Here is a 13,660-nt window from a genome sequence, read left to right on the forward strand (position 1 = left end):
GAAAAAGCAATCAATTTTTCTGTCCAAGGGTGCCTCTTTCCTGCCTGTGATTGACAAAATCGCAAAAATTATATCAGCGGAAGGGCAAAAATTATGTAATATAGTGAATTTTTTAACAAAATCCCCCGGCTCTATTTTAAGCCGGGGGAGGGAAGAAGGCTTCAGTCCGCAAGGACGGCCTCCTGGTAGGGGGCCGCCACAGAGGTATCTCCGGTAGAAACGCTTCCGACAGCCGTTTCCTCATCGTGGAGGACCAGCTCATACTGGGAGCCCAGGCCGCTGAACGTCCGAAGCCATTCCAGTGTTCGGCTGGCGTTGGGCGTCAGGGTGATGCTGAGGGAGGAGGAATAAGTCTGGCCGACGGGACTGCTCTCTGCGGCGGGGGCATACTGGCCGCCGCGGCCGAACTGCTCCTCAAGGGGCAGCTCCCATTGGAAACGCAGGTCGGTGCGGTAGGTGTTTCGCAACCGCTCCTCGTCGCTGAAGAGATAGCGTACGCCGATGCTGCCATCAGCAAAGTCAGCCTTGACCGCTTCCCACAGGCCCTCCAGGTCCTCCCCGGCGGCGCCGTCCAGATACAGGGTGCTCCGATCTTCCCCCTCCGGGGACAGGGAATTGGGCAGCATCCGGACATCGGTGAGATAGGCCTCCACCAGCCGGCCCTGTTCCTCGAAAGAGGCAAAATTATACACCATGGAGATCAGGCCGCGGTTCTGGATCAACTGGTCGGCCAGCTGAGTGACAGAGCCCTCCTTGTCCAACTCATCCAGGAAGATGGGGACGCTGGAATATTCACGGGACAGGGTGGACCCATCCTTCAGCGTATAGGTCACATAGAAAAAGATGTAGTCATCACCGTATATGCTGTAATTGTCAGCTCCATTCCGGTCCCTCTCATTGATGATGGCCTGGTGGAGGTCCAAGACCTGCTGGATCTGGCCGGGCTCGGTGATCTGGGACAGATGGAAGCCGCTGATATCCATGGGGTATCCCATGTCTGCCGATAGATTGATGGAAGCGACTTGGCCGGCATCGGGAATCCGGCTCTCCACGCCAAAGAGATCATAGACACAGGCGGCGCATAACAGAGCCATGGCGGCCGCCACCGCCGCGCAGCCTTTCCAGGCGTTTAGCACCCGGAAGGATTTTTTTAGCAGCATCTCAGCGGTAAAATAGCCCGCTACGGTCCAAAACAGCACACAGGCGGTGAGGAATACGGCGTCTGCCTGCCAGCCCAAAAAAGTGCTGGTAAAGGTGCCAAAGCACAGTCCGGCGCAGAAGGAGACCCCATATTTAAAAATAGGCCGGACCAGGGGGATGGACACTACATCCCCGGCGGATTCCACATGACGGTGGCGGTAGACCAGCAGGGCTAAAAGGGCAAAAACCAGTCCGGCCACGGCGTAGATGGCCACGGTGGAGGGGGAGGCGAGACCCCACTCCCTAGTCACAGCGACCCCGCTCTCCCCCGTCTGGACCACATTCCAGTTACAGGCCTGGGACAGCAGATAGACGGGGGTACACCACTCTACCAGTCTGCCCCCCACCCAGCCCCGGCCGGGGAAGCCGTAGAAAAAGCGGTTCATCAGCTCCGCCAGCAGGGTGGAGATCACCATGACCAGAAAATTCAGAATGACATAGAAGGCGGGCAGGGCCAGGATGTGGCCGGTAAACATGGCGCAGAAGGCGGCAAAGGAGAAGAAAAACAGAGCGGTGCCGCTCTGAACCAGCAGCCAGACAGCCAGGGCGGCCAGCGCCTCTCCCCAGCACTCCATAGGCAGAAAGGCCAGTTCGGCGGCCGCCGTCACCAGAGCCACCGCCAGATGGGGCAGCAGCAGGCAGGACAGACCGGCCAGATACTGGGTGGTGAACAAGGCCTCCCGCCGCAGGGGCAGCGCGTGCATCATGGCGGCGGACCGGTTATTGTATAGATAGCCGAAGGAGGCCATGGCGGCCAGCGCCCCAAAGACCAGAGAGAGGGCCACTCCCATAGTCAGGAGATAGGGGATGTCCAGGGCGGCGGAGGTCAGCATGGACTGAAGGTCCAGCTCTCCCTGATATCGCTCCTGAAGCCAGAAAAACTGATTGAGCAGGTTCAGAGGGATCAGAAAGGCCCAAATCACCCCATACAGGGCCCAAAGGGGCCAGAAGCGGGTCATAGTTTTGCGGTAGAGGGTGGAATTAAAGCACGATGTCGCGGACCCCATAGTCCTCACCTCCCATTTCATAGATAAAGATTTCCTCCAGGGACAGGGGCAGTGCCTCCATCAGAATGGGGGAATACACCGCCATCCTGGTCTTGATGTCCGCTGGGCTGCCCCGGACAATCAGAGTGAACACCCGACCTACCTGGGTGGTGTGGAGGACGTTCATATCCTGGGGCAGTTGGGGCAGCTGCCCGTCCTGGAAGGCCACCTGGAGCTTGACCACGTTATCCTGAAGGTCGGTGAGGGACCGTTCCAGAAGTACCTTGCCATGGGACAGGATGCCCACATGGTCGCACACGTCCTCCAGCTCCCGCAGGTTGTGGGAGGACACCAGCACCGTGGTCCCCCGCTGGGCCACGTCACCCATCAGCAGGGACCAGACCTGACGGCGCATCACCGGGTCTAACCCGTCTACCGGCTCATCCAGCACCAGTACCTCCGGCTGGCAGCACAGGGCCAGCCAGAAGGCGGACTGCTTCTGCATCCCTTTGGACAGGCGGCGGATGGGCTGCTTCTCATCCACCTCGGGGAAGGCATCCTTCAGCGCCTCATATCGCTTGGCGTCAAATTGGGGGTACATCCCCCGGTAGAACCGCATCATGTCCCGGGTGGAGGCGGAGGCGAAATAATACAGCTCATCCGGAATGGTGGCGATCTTGGCCTTCACAGCGGGATTTTCATAGACCGGCTGGCCGTCAACCAAGACGCTGCCGGAATCGGGGCGGTAGACGCCAATGATGTGGCGCAGGATGGTGGATTTTCCGGCGCCGTTGGGGCCCACCAGGCCGTAGATAGAGCCCTTTTCCGCCGTCATGGTCAGACCGTCCAGGGCCCGGAAGCCCTCGAAGGTCTTGACTACGTTGTTTACCTTTATCATGGTTCCTCTCCTCCTTCCAGAGCCCGGACGCGGGCCCATAACTCCTCGCCGTTGACCCCTAGAAACAGCAGCTCCGCCGCTGTCTGGTCAAAGGTCTGGAACAGGGCGTCCCGCCGCCCGGTGTCCACCCCGCTGTTGGGGGCGGCAAAGGAGCCTTTGCCTGGCACGGAGCAGAGATAGCCCTCGGACTCCAGAGCGTCGTAAGCCCGCTGGATGGTATTGGGATTGATGGCCAGGGAGCTGGCCATGGTACGGACAGAAGGGAGCTTTTCTCCCTCCTGAATGACTCCGGATACCATCAGCTTCCGCAGGCCGTCCTTCACCTGTTCATAGATGGGACGGGAATCCCGAAAGTCTAGGTTGAGCAAAGCGATTCCTCCTCTCTCGGCGGGACGCCGCCGGATCTGGTCTGTAGATATTTACTGTAGTTCGGCCTGAAAGCCTGTTGCCTCGTCCCCGGAGAGTATCACAGTGTAACACGCTCCATACTGGGCGGGGATAGATACCTGGTCCGTAGTGCCTAAGGGGATGATCCTGCCCTCCGCATAGGGGGAAAAATCGATGGAGAAGCCAATCGGATCTGCACCGTCTAGGTAGGCACGGGAGAAACAGGGGACAAGTTCGCTTTCCGCTGTCAACTCTTCTCCGTCCAAGTCGGCCATTCCCCCAGAACCATAAAAGACTCCATCCAGATAGCAGCTCCAGAAGATCTGCTGTATGCCGGAACTCTTGCAGATAATCTGGACCTGAAAGGCGTCTTGCTCCGCAGCGGCGCAACTGGTCAACCCCAAACACAGCAGGCAGGCACCCAGGAAACAGAGGCTTTTTTTCATCCCGCGCATCGCGACCTCCCACACTCAAAACTGTATTAATTGTATTAGTACACATAGTATATCGAAGAGAGCGGGAAAAAACAATTAAGAACTTCTTAAATTTTTGAAAAAGGAAAGTGCTGATATACCAGCACTTTCCTGACTTTTGTTACTAACCGTGTTACTAACCCGTTACTAACGCCTGGTTTTTGGTGATTATTTTTTATGCGATTTTTGCCATCTCGGTGGCAAGCCAGGAGGGATCTGGGTGGGTGTATTGTGCGGTGATATTGCCACGTTGCGAGTGCCCAACAATGAACTTTAGGGCCATCTCATCCACCCCAGCTATCTTAGCTCTGGTTACGAAAGTGTGGCGGCACCAGTGTGGTGTAGCACCAGTTACACCTAGAGCGTCCATGACACCTTTGAATGCTGATGCTCGATACCACCTGTCTGATATGGGATTTCCGTCCTGATGGATAATAGTATCTGCCTGATCTGCCATCCAGCGGTCAAAGTATGAGCGGATTTTTGGATGAACAGGAACGGTCCTACCCTTCCCAGCTTCAGTTTTGCTGCCGCCAGTTAAGCATCCTGTGTCTGGATCAAAGTTGAATGGAGTGAGGGACAAAAACTCGTTGATGCGGAGGCCGGTATAGCAGAGCATGAGCACCGTGTCAGCCCATGGGAATCCTTCTTTAGCCAACTTCTCCAGTCTTGCCATCTGTAGGTCGTCAAAGGCACCTTTGGTATGCTTCGGACCGACCTTCGGGACCTGAATAAAAGCGGAGTAGTCCTTCGCAACAATGTCACGTTCCATTAAAAATTTAAACAGAGCTTTGATAAGGATGCAGTCGTTATTAATGGACGAGCTAGACATACCATCCGCCGCATCCTGGTCAATGATAGCCTGGAGATCATCAATAGTAATACTCCTGGCCTTCCGGTCAGCTAGAGCCCCTACACGGCTCCAGGAGGCTTTATAGGATGCCACGGAGGCAGGTCCAGCTATCCTGTACTTTCGAGCGGACCATATCTCATAAGCCTGCCCCCATGTCGTATTGATTGTATCGGCGCTGATATGATTCCCAGCTTGGATTTTCTTGACTAATTCATCCAAGGCGGCCTGTGCCTCGGCGGCCTTCGCATGGTAACTGACGGCTGTTTGGATTACATATCCACGCTTATCTCGCTGGGATATTCTGACACAGTATGGACGGCTCCGGTTACCGGATAGTTTGACCACAGTTCCGGTCCCATTTGCTCGCTTCATGGTGCTCCTCCTTTTTATGGTTGCACCCGTGGTCCCAGTATGATACAATAAAAGGGCGCAAAGGTGCCTTGGATTTATCGGTTTGGGGTGCTTTGCTTCCCGTTGATGTTGGTAGCATCTACGGCCCGCCCTCGGTGTTGGTAGCACCGGGGGCTTTTATTTTTTAAGAAAAATCTGCATAGTCTGTAAAATGCCAACTACAATCGTATAAAGTAAACAGCTTTCTATCCTGCCCTAAAGTATTAATTTTTGAAATTAAAAAAGTTCTTTCTTTTCCGTATTTTTCAATCTCTGATGTTCTTTCTTTATCTTGTTGTATTTCTTTTATGTCATCACTAAAAGCTTCTTGCTCATAATATATCCGATTTAACTCTTTCGTTTCATGCAAATAAGAACGAAAACGACCGAGAATATTTTTCACGAGGAACTCTCCCTTGCTCTTATACCTAAAAATACAACTCCGTCGCCAAATTCCCGTAGGTATACCAACAGACGGCCTTTCGCATGAAGTCCTCAGTTACTCCAAAATACTCAGCTAGATCCCAAATTTCTGTATGACCTTCTGCCACAGCATCGTCTAGTTCATCGACTGACAGCGCCCGTTCGACAGCCCATTTGTCTGCTTTGTATTCATGCTTCGCAACAAGATCGAACGGACTGTTTACTTCATGGGTGGCTCCCGTTGCATAGTGCCCACACTCATGAAGCACAGCGGATTTTTCCTCTGCCTTTGTTTTCAACCTTTTCTTGTCAAGAAATATGCCCCAAGTTTCATAAGGAGGCTTTAGCTTTAGAGTGGTCGCTTTAGAATCCTTTTTGCTGAACGGGAGCCTCCTATCAAATACAAAGACTCCCTCTAGGTCTAACCATTTATATAGGCTATTTAGATTCTCCATTTCTCTTCTTCCTTGCATCATTAAGCTGTTTTGCCATTGATAGAAGGATTTGCTTATCTGCCTCGGTCAAGTCTTTGCTTTCGTTTTGCATCGCAAAAGTAAAATCATCAAAAGTTATCTCGCGCTCATCCTCTTGGGTGGGCGCTTTTTTTGTTTCTTCTCCATATACCTCATCCAGAGTAATTCCCAGAATATCTGCGAATTTTTGGGCGTTTGGTTTGGAAAGGTCTTTGCTTCTCCCATTATTTAATTCCGACATCGTGGAACGGGGAACCCCGGCAGCCTTACAGAGAACAGTCATGTTCTTATAACCGTGTTCCCTTCCAAGTCCTTCTATATGCTTGTACAAATCTTCCATAATTCCTCCCGGCATTTGTGCAAAAAGGCAAAATTACAGATGACCGTACTTTTTACTTGACTTTTACAGCGAACAGTAATATTATAGTCACATGAAGTACGGACGGCTGTATTTATTATCTGTGGCAAGATAAGTATATTACAACTTTCCGTAATTGTCAACAACACGATATAGGGAGGTGAGCAATGGAATGGCACAACTTACGGCGTTCGGCAAGGACATCGGGAAGCGGCTGATTGACTTAGACAAACCGCAGACCTGGTTAATTGAGGAAGTTCGAAACAGGACTGGCTTGTATTTTGATGATTCTTATATGTACAAGATCAAGACCGGCCAGCTCTCCACCCCCAAGGTTGTTCAGGCTATCCGGGAAATTTTGGAAATCCAGAAGTGCGATCATGATAGCACGGGAACTGTCCAATAAAAAGGACTGAATGGGGAGGGGGTGAGAGGGATGGAGAAATTTAAGGAGTGGCTTTATGACTTTCCAGAAAGGCATCCTTATCTTCCGCTTGGCCTGTCTATTGTAGCCCTAATAACTTCAATAGCCATACCAATCCTGCGGAAATTTCTGGCATGAAGGATTTGACCAAAGCAATCACAGCAATCAAAGTTGTTATCCAGTATCTCCGCGAATTTTTTCTGGAATTTGCTTTTGACCGTCTGGAAAACATCAAGAAGTCTTTGCCGCGGTCTGATAAGCGAGCGCCAAAATGCGGCTCATTATTCCACCTGGTGTAATATTTTTCAGCCAACCCAAGACGAATCAACCGATTAAGGGCGTTCTTTGATTTATCATCAAGCAAGATATTTTTAGATTGAAGAAGCTTGAGGGCTTTTGCTTCATCTCTTGAAAGAACGATTTTTTCAAATTCAATCAAATCTATTTTCTCTATCATTTGTAAGCCTCCCTTCTCCGCCAGTATATCACGACAGGGAACGGAGGTAAATATGAAGGAAGCGGCCAATAAAATGACCAGAAAGGAGGAAACCATGAAGAAGCAAGAGACCCCACCTATCGGGGAGAAGGAGATCCTATCACATTCCAATGTGCCAGTTTATTTGGCGGCTCAGTTCATCGGATGGTCCACACCCACGCTGTACCGGGCGCTCCAGGAGCAGAGGGCACCCTTTGGCTTTGGAGTACAGAATCAGGAAACTGGAAGCTGGGCCTATAACATCTCGCCGGGGCTTCTGGTGAAGTACAAACGGGGCGACCTGCCTACTTACAGGCTGCGGGAGGTCGAGGAGCTGGCGGTGGATGGGATTGAGCGAATCGTAAACGAAAGACTATCCGGCTTACAGACTATTTTGAGTGCGGCTTTGTCAGCAACAAAATAATTGCCCCCACCCGTGGTAGCGCACGGATGAGGGCGAAAGAACAGGACAAGTCCTTGCACCTTGTATTTTAGCATGGTGCGGGACGGAATACAAGGAGGAAAAGTGAGACAGTTAAATATTGATCCCGAATTTCGGGATAAGATACCGCCTCTGTCAGCAGACGAGTTCTCCAAACTGGAAGAGAATATCGTTGCTGACGGAGAAGTGCGGGAGCCGCTGGTTGTGTGGCACAACACTATCATTGACGGCCACCACCGTTACAAAATTATCCAGAAGCATCCTGAAATCCCTTTCAGAGTGAAGCAGATGGACTTCCCTGATAAGTGGGCGGCTATTGTTTGGATGTGCCGGAACCAGTTGGGACGGCGGAATATCACTGATGAGCAAAAGACCACACTGATTGGTGAGGCATACAAGGCGCAGAAGATGTCTATGGGGGCATCTGATGGGTTTCGAGGAAATCAATACACAAAGACAGAGGTAAGTCTTCAAAGTGAAGACCTACCAAAACAAGGAAAGACAAAAGATGTAATTGCAAAGCAATTCGGCGTTGGTGGATCTACAGTTGAGCGAGCGGAACATTTCGTAGACGGATTAAACGAAGCAGAAAAGATCTCTCCCGGTATCAAAGAGGCCGTCCTGTCCGGTTCTGTGAAAGCCCCCAGGTCCGTTATCTCTGAAATCCGAAACGCCCCGGAGGAAAAGAAACGCGAGGCCGTGGAGGCTATCAAGAATGGCGACACGGACACCGCGAAGGCGATTCTCCGCCCTATCCCAAAGGTTGAGCCGGAAGTCCCTCCTGCTCCATTTACCGTGTCGGAGTTTCAGGAGCTCATTCATACTGCTATCAAGGCCCTGGATGCTTCTTTGAAACAGCATATGGTTCTTGTCCACCGAGAAATGCTTGATATTCCTGCTGGGCGTGACGCCGCTATGAAAGAACTGGACAGAGGCGTTGAGGTCATCGAAAAGTACAAAAACATGGTAAGGATGGTGAGAGAGAATGGCACAGAAAATTGAAGTCCAGCTTTTAGACCTCAACACAAAGGACATCCTGATTGATGACCTTGGCCAGAGGGACGTAAACCGGCGTAGGGCGCAGTTCAACAAGATCATGCGGACATTCGACCCGAACCTCGTTCAGCCTATCAGCGTAGCCCTGATTGATGGAAAGTATTACTGCTTTGATGGGCAGATGACAATGAAGGTCTTAAAGGCCAGAAACGCCGGTCGTGACCTCTGCGTAAAGTGTCGGGTCTATAACGGAATGACAAAAATGGACGCAGCTAATATGTTCATTAATCAGAGAGGGACAACGAGCCGCGTCACACTGACCGACAAAATACGGGTCCTTGGAAACTATGGAGATAAACAGTCAATCGATTTCCAGATGGTTACAGAGGCTAACGGCCTCGAAATTTCGTGGACCGGAAACAAGGCTAAAAACGCTGTCGTAGCAGTCAGCACTCTATGGAACGAGTTTCTTGCAATTAACGACAACGAACTGTATGCGATGTATATCCGCGTTATAAAAGGCGCGTGGAACGGGGACCCGGCTGGCGCACAGGCGCAAATCTTGAAGGGGCTTGGCCTTTTCCTTCGGACGTACAAAGAACAGGCGAAAGAGGACATATTGATCCAAAAACTAAGCAGGAAGCATCCAAATGACTTAATTAGAGACGCACAGGTGGATAGGTCATCCGGTGCCAGAAAGTACGCTGTACAAATTTTGCTGGCATATAACTATGGGCAGAGAGAAGAAAACCGATTACCAAACCTGTTATAAAAATCGCCCCATCAGGTGCTGGACACACCTGACGAGGCTGGCAAACCTAACTGAGTAGGCAATTAGGCTTGATAGATACATCATACTAGAACATCCGTTCTCTGTCAAGCCGGAAAGGAAAATTTTATGAAAAAAACGCTTGAAGAGAACGACAGCATTAAGGACCTTGGGACGCAGAGCCGGAATTCTAGGATGCACATGAACAATCTGGAACGGGATCATTATGGAGTTGATGTGCCGGAGCTGCTTAAAACGGTTCGGAATTTAGCCGAAGTCATGGCGAGAATCCTAGACCGGGAGGAGAGAAATGAAAACTCCAAATGAGACAGTCCGCCGTATCACCCAGCGGGCTATGGAGCGGCATAGGCTCTCACAAAGGGGCATTGCCCATGAGATCGGATGCGGCGATGGCTCTATCGCAAAGCTCCTGGACGAGCAGGAGGTACGCCTTACTCAAGAGCAGTGGTTCTATTTGATGACACTGGGAGGAATCAGAATTGTTTGAGTTTTTATCCGTGGTGTGCATGGTGTGCATTGTAATCTGTACCGCCCTCGCTGTGGCGGAATTTATGGAAAAGAGGCGGAAGAAGTGAAAAAGTATGAGTTGACATCTGAAACGAAGGTCTTCCTTGGGAAAACCTTATACCGCATCAAAGCTCTGGTTCAGTTTGGAAATGTAAATGCTGGCGATCTAGGTGGCTGGATTGAGAAGGAGGAAAATTTGAGTCAGTCCGGCAACGCCAGGGTGTCCGGCAACGCCGAGGTGTACGGCAATGCCGAGGTGTCCGGCAACGCCAGGGTGTCCGGCAACGCCGAGGTGTGTAAGATAGGTACTGTCTTTTGGATCGGAGCTATTGGCTCTCGCAACGGAACCACAACCTTTTTTCGATGTAAAGACGGAAAGATCTATGTTTCCTGTGGGTGCTTTTTGGGGGATCTGGAGGAGTTTTCCGACAAGGTAAAACAGACCCACGGAGACAACGAACATGGACGAGTTTATATGCTTGCTATTGAGATGGCAAAGGCCAGGATTGTGGAGGAAAAGAATGAAGTACATTGAGGACGGACGCTCTCTGGTGGAGCGAAACCACGACGCTAGAGAATATTGCTATCAGTGCCGCCGGGAGCGTGAGGCACGCATGAACCGCATTGTGAGGCAGTGCCTGGTGGTGTCTAGCATGATCTTTATGTGCTCTCTGCTGGTGGGGTGGGCGCTGTGAGAGATCCGCAGGATGCATCTCCTGCATGGTACTGCTCCAAATGTGGGGCAGAGCAGTACGAGACAGACCCCATTATCCTGGAGGATGGACGGAGGATGTGCGCCAACTGTTTCCAGGATCGGGTAAAAGAACTGCTCCGGGTCAGCCCCGCAATCGTGGCTGACTGTCTTGGTATGAGATATGAGGAGGCGATTTGATGGAAAACAAGTTTTTAGAACGTGTAGGCCAGCTCCAAGCGGAGCTTAAGGCACCAAAGGGGCAGACCAACAAGTTTGGCGGATACAAATACCGCTCCTGTGAGGACATTTTGGAGGCGGTGAAGCCCCTGCTCCAGAAGCACCGATTGGTACTGACGGTGGGAGACGAGCTGATGAACTGCGGGGACCGCTACTACGTTTGTGCCACCGCCACCCTGAGGGATATGGATGGGGATGACTTTATGACCAACAGTGCCTATGCCAGAGAGGCGTCAGAAAAGAAGGGGATGGACGAGGCCCAAGTCACTGGCACAGCCTCTTCCTACGCCCGGAAGTACGCCCTAAACGGCCTATTCTGCATTGATGATACAAAAGACCCGGATACAAACGAGTACACGGAGCGGACTAGGGATCATAGCAGAAAGCGTGAGACACCTCTATACTGCTCTGATTGCCGGACGCAACTGGTAGACGGGGTGAAGCGAGATGGAACCCCTTGGCCAGTGGCGGACATCATAGCCTATTCCACTGGGCGGTTTGGGCGGCAGCTCTGCCCGGTATGCCAGAAAAAAGCGTTTGCGGCTGAAAAGGCGGCGGGACAATGACCCTCACGTTTACAGAGGCCCGTATCCAGATGGACAGCGGGGTTTGGCTGTGCCTAAAGGTCAATGAGCCCGCTCCAGCCAGAACTTTCATTCTGGACAAGCAAAACCGCATCTATGACTGCGAAATCAAGGAGCACCGGGAAAAGCGGAGTCTAGACGCCAATGCCTACTGCTGGGTCCTTTTAGACAAGCTGGCGGACGCTATCCGCTCTACGAAGGAGGAAATCTATCTCCAGAAAGTGCGGGAAATCGGGATTTTCCGGGACTTCATTCTGGAGGCGGCGGCGGTCAAGACTTTCCGCACGGTGTGGGAAAGGCAGGGGACGGGATGGCCCACGGAGATCGTGGATTATTCCAGGTCCGGGGATCGTCAGGTAGTCCGGGCGTACTACGGCTCCAGCCAATATAACACAAAGCAAATGTCCCGGCTCATTGACAGCATCGTGCAAGACTGCAAGGACCTTGGCATTGAGACATTGCCGCCTGAGAAGCTGGCGGCCATGAAGGAGGAGTGGGGCCGTGCATAAACAGACCAAGCAAACAGCCATATCAGCCAGTGTCAAGGCCGCTGTGGCCGCGCGGGACTGCACCCACGGCCCCGCAACCTGTATCCTCTGCGGAGCTCCGGGAGGCCCCCACTGTCATGTGGTACGCCGCTCCCAGGGCGGCATGGGGGTGGTGGAGAACATCGTTACCCTGTGCGGCCCCTGCCACTACGCTTTTGACGAGGGGCTGTTTATGGATCGGCTGCGGCCTCTGGGATTCCATTCTCAGGCGGACATCAGGGCATACATCATCAACTATCTCAGAGGCTTTTATCCTGACTGGACCGAGGAGAAAGTGAGGTATCACAAATGGGACAGTGTGAGCGAGTCCTCCAGTACATAAAGGATTTTGGTTCTATCAACCCGGCACAGGCATTTTTGGATCTGGGTTGCTACCGACTGGGAGCGAGGATATATGACCTCAGGCATAAGCATGGGTATTCAATCAAGAAAACAACTGTCAGCGCAAAGAACCGATACGGCGAGGCAGTGAGCTACGCCGAATACAGATTGGAGGATAACAATGCTGAATAAAATCGTGCTGCAAGGAAGACTCTCGAAAAATCCGGAGCTTCGCCACACTCAGGGAGGAAATCCCGTGGCCTCCTTCCGCCTGGCGGTGGATCGGGACTTTAAGGACAAGCAGACTGGCGAGAAAGCCACCGACTGGATAGACGTGGTGGCCTGGCGGAACACAGCGGAGTTTGTCAGCCGATATTTTACTAAGGGACGTATGGCTGTTGTGGAGGGCCGGCTCCAGATGCGTGACTGGACGGACAAGGACGGCAACAAGCGCACCAGCGCTGAGGTGGTAGCCGACCATATCTACTTCGGGGACTCTCAGCGGAGCGGGGACACCTCCAACACCAGCGGGGACTACGGAGCGCCGGAGCCCCAGCAGGACGGCTTTTCTGAACTGGCCGACGATGACGGCAAACTCCCGTTTTAAGGGGATGAGATAAGATGGCAAAGAACAAAGACCCCGCCGTTTTGTTCTATACATCCGATTTCCTGGGCGGGGCGGCTCTGATGAATATGAAGGAGCGTGGCCAGTACATCACCCTTCTGTGCCTCCAGAGGGAGCGGGGGCACATGACGGAGGGGGAGGTAGCCCGTGCGGTCGGGAGGCTGTCTGAGGAGGTCCGGGGGAAGTTCGAGACGGACGAGGACGGCAAGCTGTTCAACCGCCGAATGGAGGAGGAGATCAAAAAAAGGGAGGCTCACTCTCAACGGCAAAGAGAGAATGTGGCAAAGCGGTGGAATAAACAAAAGGATGACGATGGTATGTCCAGTGGTAATACCATGGTATTACCTTTAGGAAATGGAACATCATCATCGTATATAGATAACTTATCGTTAGAACAGGAAACATCCTCCGCACGCACGCGCGAAGCCATCGCCACCGTCATGTCTGCGTACCTGGATAAAATCAACGCCAATCCGTCACAACAGAGCCTTGATGAGCTAAAGGGCTATGTGGAGCAGATGGGGCCGGAGTGCTGTCAAAGGGCGTTTGATATTGCCCTGGATGAGAAAAAAACGT

24 protein-coding genes are annotated in these 13,660 nt (G+C 52.2%); 15 read left to right on the plus strand and 9 right to left on the minus strand.

Annotation, left to right across the window (positions count from 1 at the left end; genetic code table 11):
- Nucleotides 1-161: 161 nt before the first annotated feature.
- The 8 genes from ACEVJK_RS12535 to ACEVJK_RS12570 all read right to left on the minus strand — a co-directional run bounded on the left by ACEVJK_RS12535 (nt 162) and on the right by ACEVJK_RS12570 (nt 6,423).
- On the minus strand, nt 162-2,207 hold the full coding sequence (locus tag ACEVJK_RS12535) for a hypothetical protein (protein WP_374740707.1): 2,046 nt from the start codon (nt 2,205-2,207) through the stop codon (nt 162-164).
- Entirely contained in the window at nt 2,182-3,084 is a 903-nt protein-coding gene (locus ACEVJK_RS12540; protein WP_147572589.1) for an ABC transporter ATP-binding protein, read from the minus strand. Before ACEVJK_RS12540 ends, ACEVJK_RS12535 begins: the two co-directional genes overlap by 26 nt.
- Complete coding sequence (locus ACEVJK_RS12545; protein WP_186853193.1) at nt 3,081-3,452, minus strand: GntR family transcriptional regulator; 372 nt, start codon at nt 3,450-3,452, stop codon at nt 3,081-3,083. The genes ACEVJK_RS12540 and ACEVJK_RS12545 overlap by 4 nt, the downstream gene beginning before the upstream one ends.
- Before the next feature lie 51 nt (nt 3,453-3,503).
- Complete coding sequence (locus ACEVJK_RS12550; RefSeq protein ID WP_186853192.1) at nt 3,504-3,917, minus strand: hypothetical protein; 414 nt, start codon at nt 3,915-3,917, stop codon at nt 3,504-3,506.
- Between the two features lie 202 nt (nt 3,918-4,119).
- Nucleotides 4,120-5,169, minus strand: coding sequence for a tyrosine-type recombinase/integrase (locus tag ACEVJK_RS12555; protein WP_374740708.1), 1,050 nt, complete (start codon nt 5,167-5,169; stop codon nt 4,120-4,122).
- Nucleotides 5,170-5,332: 163 nt separating this feature from the next.
- Nucleotides 5,333-5,590, minus strand: a complete 258-nt coding sequence (locus tag ACEVJK_RS12560; protein WP_374740709.1) for a hypothetical protein — start codon at nt 5,588-5,590, stop codon at nt 5,333-5,335.
- A gap of 25 nt (nt 5,591-5,615) precedes the next feature.
- Entirely contained in the window at nt 5,616-6,065 is a 450-nt protein-coding gene (locus ACEVJK_RS12565; protein ID WP_374740710.1) for an ImmA/IrrE family metallo-endopeptidase, read from the minus strand.
- Nucleotides 6,049-6,423, minus strand: a complete 375-nt coding sequence (locus tag ACEVJK_RS12570; protein ID WP_374740711.1) for a helix-turn-helix domain-containing protein — start codon at nt 6,421-6,423, stop codon at nt 6,049-6,051. Before ACEVJK_RS12570 ends, ACEVJK_RS12565 begins: the two co-directional genes overlap by 17 nt.
- A gap of 190 nt (nt 6,424-6,613) precedes the next feature.
- Here ACEVJK_RS12570 and ACEVJK_RS12575 point away from each other — a divergent pair, with 190 nt between their 5' ends.
- A complete protein-coding gene (locus tag ACEVJK_RS12575) occupies nt 6,614-6,847 on the plus strand; it encodes an XRE family transcriptional regulator (protein WP_374740712.1) in 234 nt (77 codons plus the stop codon).
- Nucleotides 6,848-6,944: 97 nt separating this feature from the next.
- Here ACEVJK_RS12575 and ACEVJK_RS12580 read toward each other — a convergent pair whose 3' ends face one another.
- Nucleotides 6,945-7,322: a hypothetical protein gene (locus ACEVJK_RS12580; protein ID WP_374740713.1), complete on the minus strand. Its 378-nt coding sequence runs from the start codon at nt 7,320-7,322 to the stop codon at nt 6,945-6,947.
- A gap of 94 nt (nt 7,323-7,416) precedes the next feature.
- Between ACEVJK_RS12580 and ACEVJK_RS12585 the strand changes: the two genes are divergently transcribed.
- The 14 genes from ACEVJK_RS12585 to ACEVJK_RS12650 form a co-directional block, all read left to right on the plus strand.
- Nucleotides 7,417-7,764, plus strand: coding sequence for a hypothetical protein (locus ACEVJK_RS12585; RefSeq protein ID WP_374740714.1), 348 nt, complete (start codon nt 7,417-7,419; stop codon nt 7,762-7,764).
- A gap of 72 nt (nt 7,765-7,836) precedes the next feature.
- Nucleotides 7,837-8,784 carry a hypothetical protein gene (locus ACEVJK_RS12590; protein ID WP_374740715.1) on the plus strand — a complete coding sequence of 316 codons (948 nt, stop codon included), beginning with the start codon at nt 7,837-7,839 and terminating at the stop codon, nt 8,782-8,784.
- Complete coding sequence (locus tag ACEVJK_RS12595) at nt 8,768-9,550, plus strand: DUF6551 family protein (protein ID WP_374740716.1); 783 nt, start codon at nt 8,768-8,770, stop codon at nt 9,548-9,550. The genes ACEVJK_RS12590 and ACEVJK_RS12595 overlap by 17 nt, the downstream gene beginning before the upstream one ends.
- A 126-nt stretch (nt 9,551-9,676) precedes the next feature.
- Nucleotides 9,677-9,874, plus strand: a complete 198-nt coding sequence (locus ACEVJK_RS12600; RefSeq protein ID WP_374740717.1) for a hypothetical protein — start codon at nt 9,677-9,679, stop codon at nt 9,872-9,874.
- Complete coding sequence (locus tag ACEVJK_RS12605) at nt 9,858-10,055, plus strand: hypothetical protein (RefSeq protein WP_374740718.1); 198 nt, start codon at nt 9,858-9,860, stop codon at nt 10,053-10,055. Before ACEVJK_RS12600 ends, ACEVJK_RS12605 begins: the two co-directional genes overlap by 17 nt.
- 84 nt (nt 10,056-10,139) lie before the next feature.
- Nucleotides 10,140-10,610, plus strand: a complete 471-nt coding sequence (locus ACEVJK_RS12610; RefSeq protein WP_374740719.1) for a hypothetical protein — start codon at nt 10,140-10,142, stop codon at nt 10,608-10,610.
- Entirely contained in the window at nt 10,597-10,770 is a 174-nt protein-coding gene (locus tag ACEVJK_RS12615) for a hypothetical protein (RefSeq protein ID WP_374740720.1), read from the plus strand. The genes ACEVJK_RS12610 and ACEVJK_RS12615 overlap by 14 nt, the downstream gene beginning before the upstream one ends.
- Nucleotides 10,767-10,967 carry a hypothetical protein gene (locus tag ACEVJK_RS12620; protein WP_374740721.1) on the plus strand — a complete coding sequence of 67 codons (201 nt, stop codon included), beginning with the start codon at nt 10,767-10,769 and terminating at the stop codon, nt 10,965-10,967. Before ACEVJK_RS12615 ends, ACEVJK_RS12620 begins: the two co-directional genes overlap by 4 nt.
- Nucleotides 10,967-11,572: an ERF family protein gene (locus ACEVJK_RS12625; RefSeq protein WP_374740722.1), complete on the plus strand. Its 606-nt coding sequence runs from the start codon at nt 10,967-10,969 to the stop codon at nt 11,570-11,572. The genes ACEVJK_RS12620 and ACEVJK_RS12625 overlap by 1 nt, the downstream gene beginning before the upstream one ends.
- Nucleotides 11,569-12,099, plus strand: coding sequence for a hypothetical protein (locus tag ACEVJK_RS12630; protein ID WP_374740723.1), 531 nt, complete (start codon nt 11,569-11,571; stop codon nt 12,097-12,099). Before ACEVJK_RS12625 ends, ACEVJK_RS12630 begins: the two co-directional genes overlap by 4 nt.
- Nucleotides 12,092-12,460: an HNH endonuclease gene (locus ACEVJK_RS12635; RefSeq protein WP_374740724.1), complete on the plus strand. Its 369-nt coding sequence runs from the start codon at nt 12,092-12,094 to the stop codon at nt 12,458-12,460. The genes ACEVJK_RS12630 and ACEVJK_RS12635 overlap by 8 nt, the downstream gene beginning before the upstream one ends.
- Complete coding sequence (locus ACEVJK_RS12640; protein ID WP_374740725.1) at nt 12,427-12,651, plus strand: helix-turn-helix domain-containing protein; 225 nt, start codon at nt 12,427-12,429, stop codon at nt 12,649-12,651. The genes ACEVJK_RS12635 and ACEVJK_RS12640 overlap by 34 nt, the downstream gene beginning before the upstream one ends.
- Nucleotides 12,641-13,066, plus strand: a complete 426-nt coding sequence (locus tag ACEVJK_RS12645) for a single-stranded DNA-binding protein (RefSeq protein WP_374740726.1) — start codon at nt 12,641-12,643, stop codon at nt 13,064-13,066. Before ACEVJK_RS12640 ends, ACEVJK_RS12645 begins: the two co-directional genes overlap by 11 nt.
- Nucleotides 13,067-13,080: 14 nt before the next feature.
- Nucleotides 13,081-13,660 (plus strand): hypothetical protein (locus tag ACEVJK_RS12650; protein WP_374740727.1); only part of this gene is annotated, 580 nt, incomplete at its 3' end.

The sequence above is a fragment of the Flintibacter sp. P01028 genome (genome assembly GCF_041925235.1).
GTDB classification, from domain to species: Bacteria; Bacillota; Clostridia; order Oscillospirales; family Oscillospiraceae; genus Lawsonibacter; species Lawsonibacter aceti.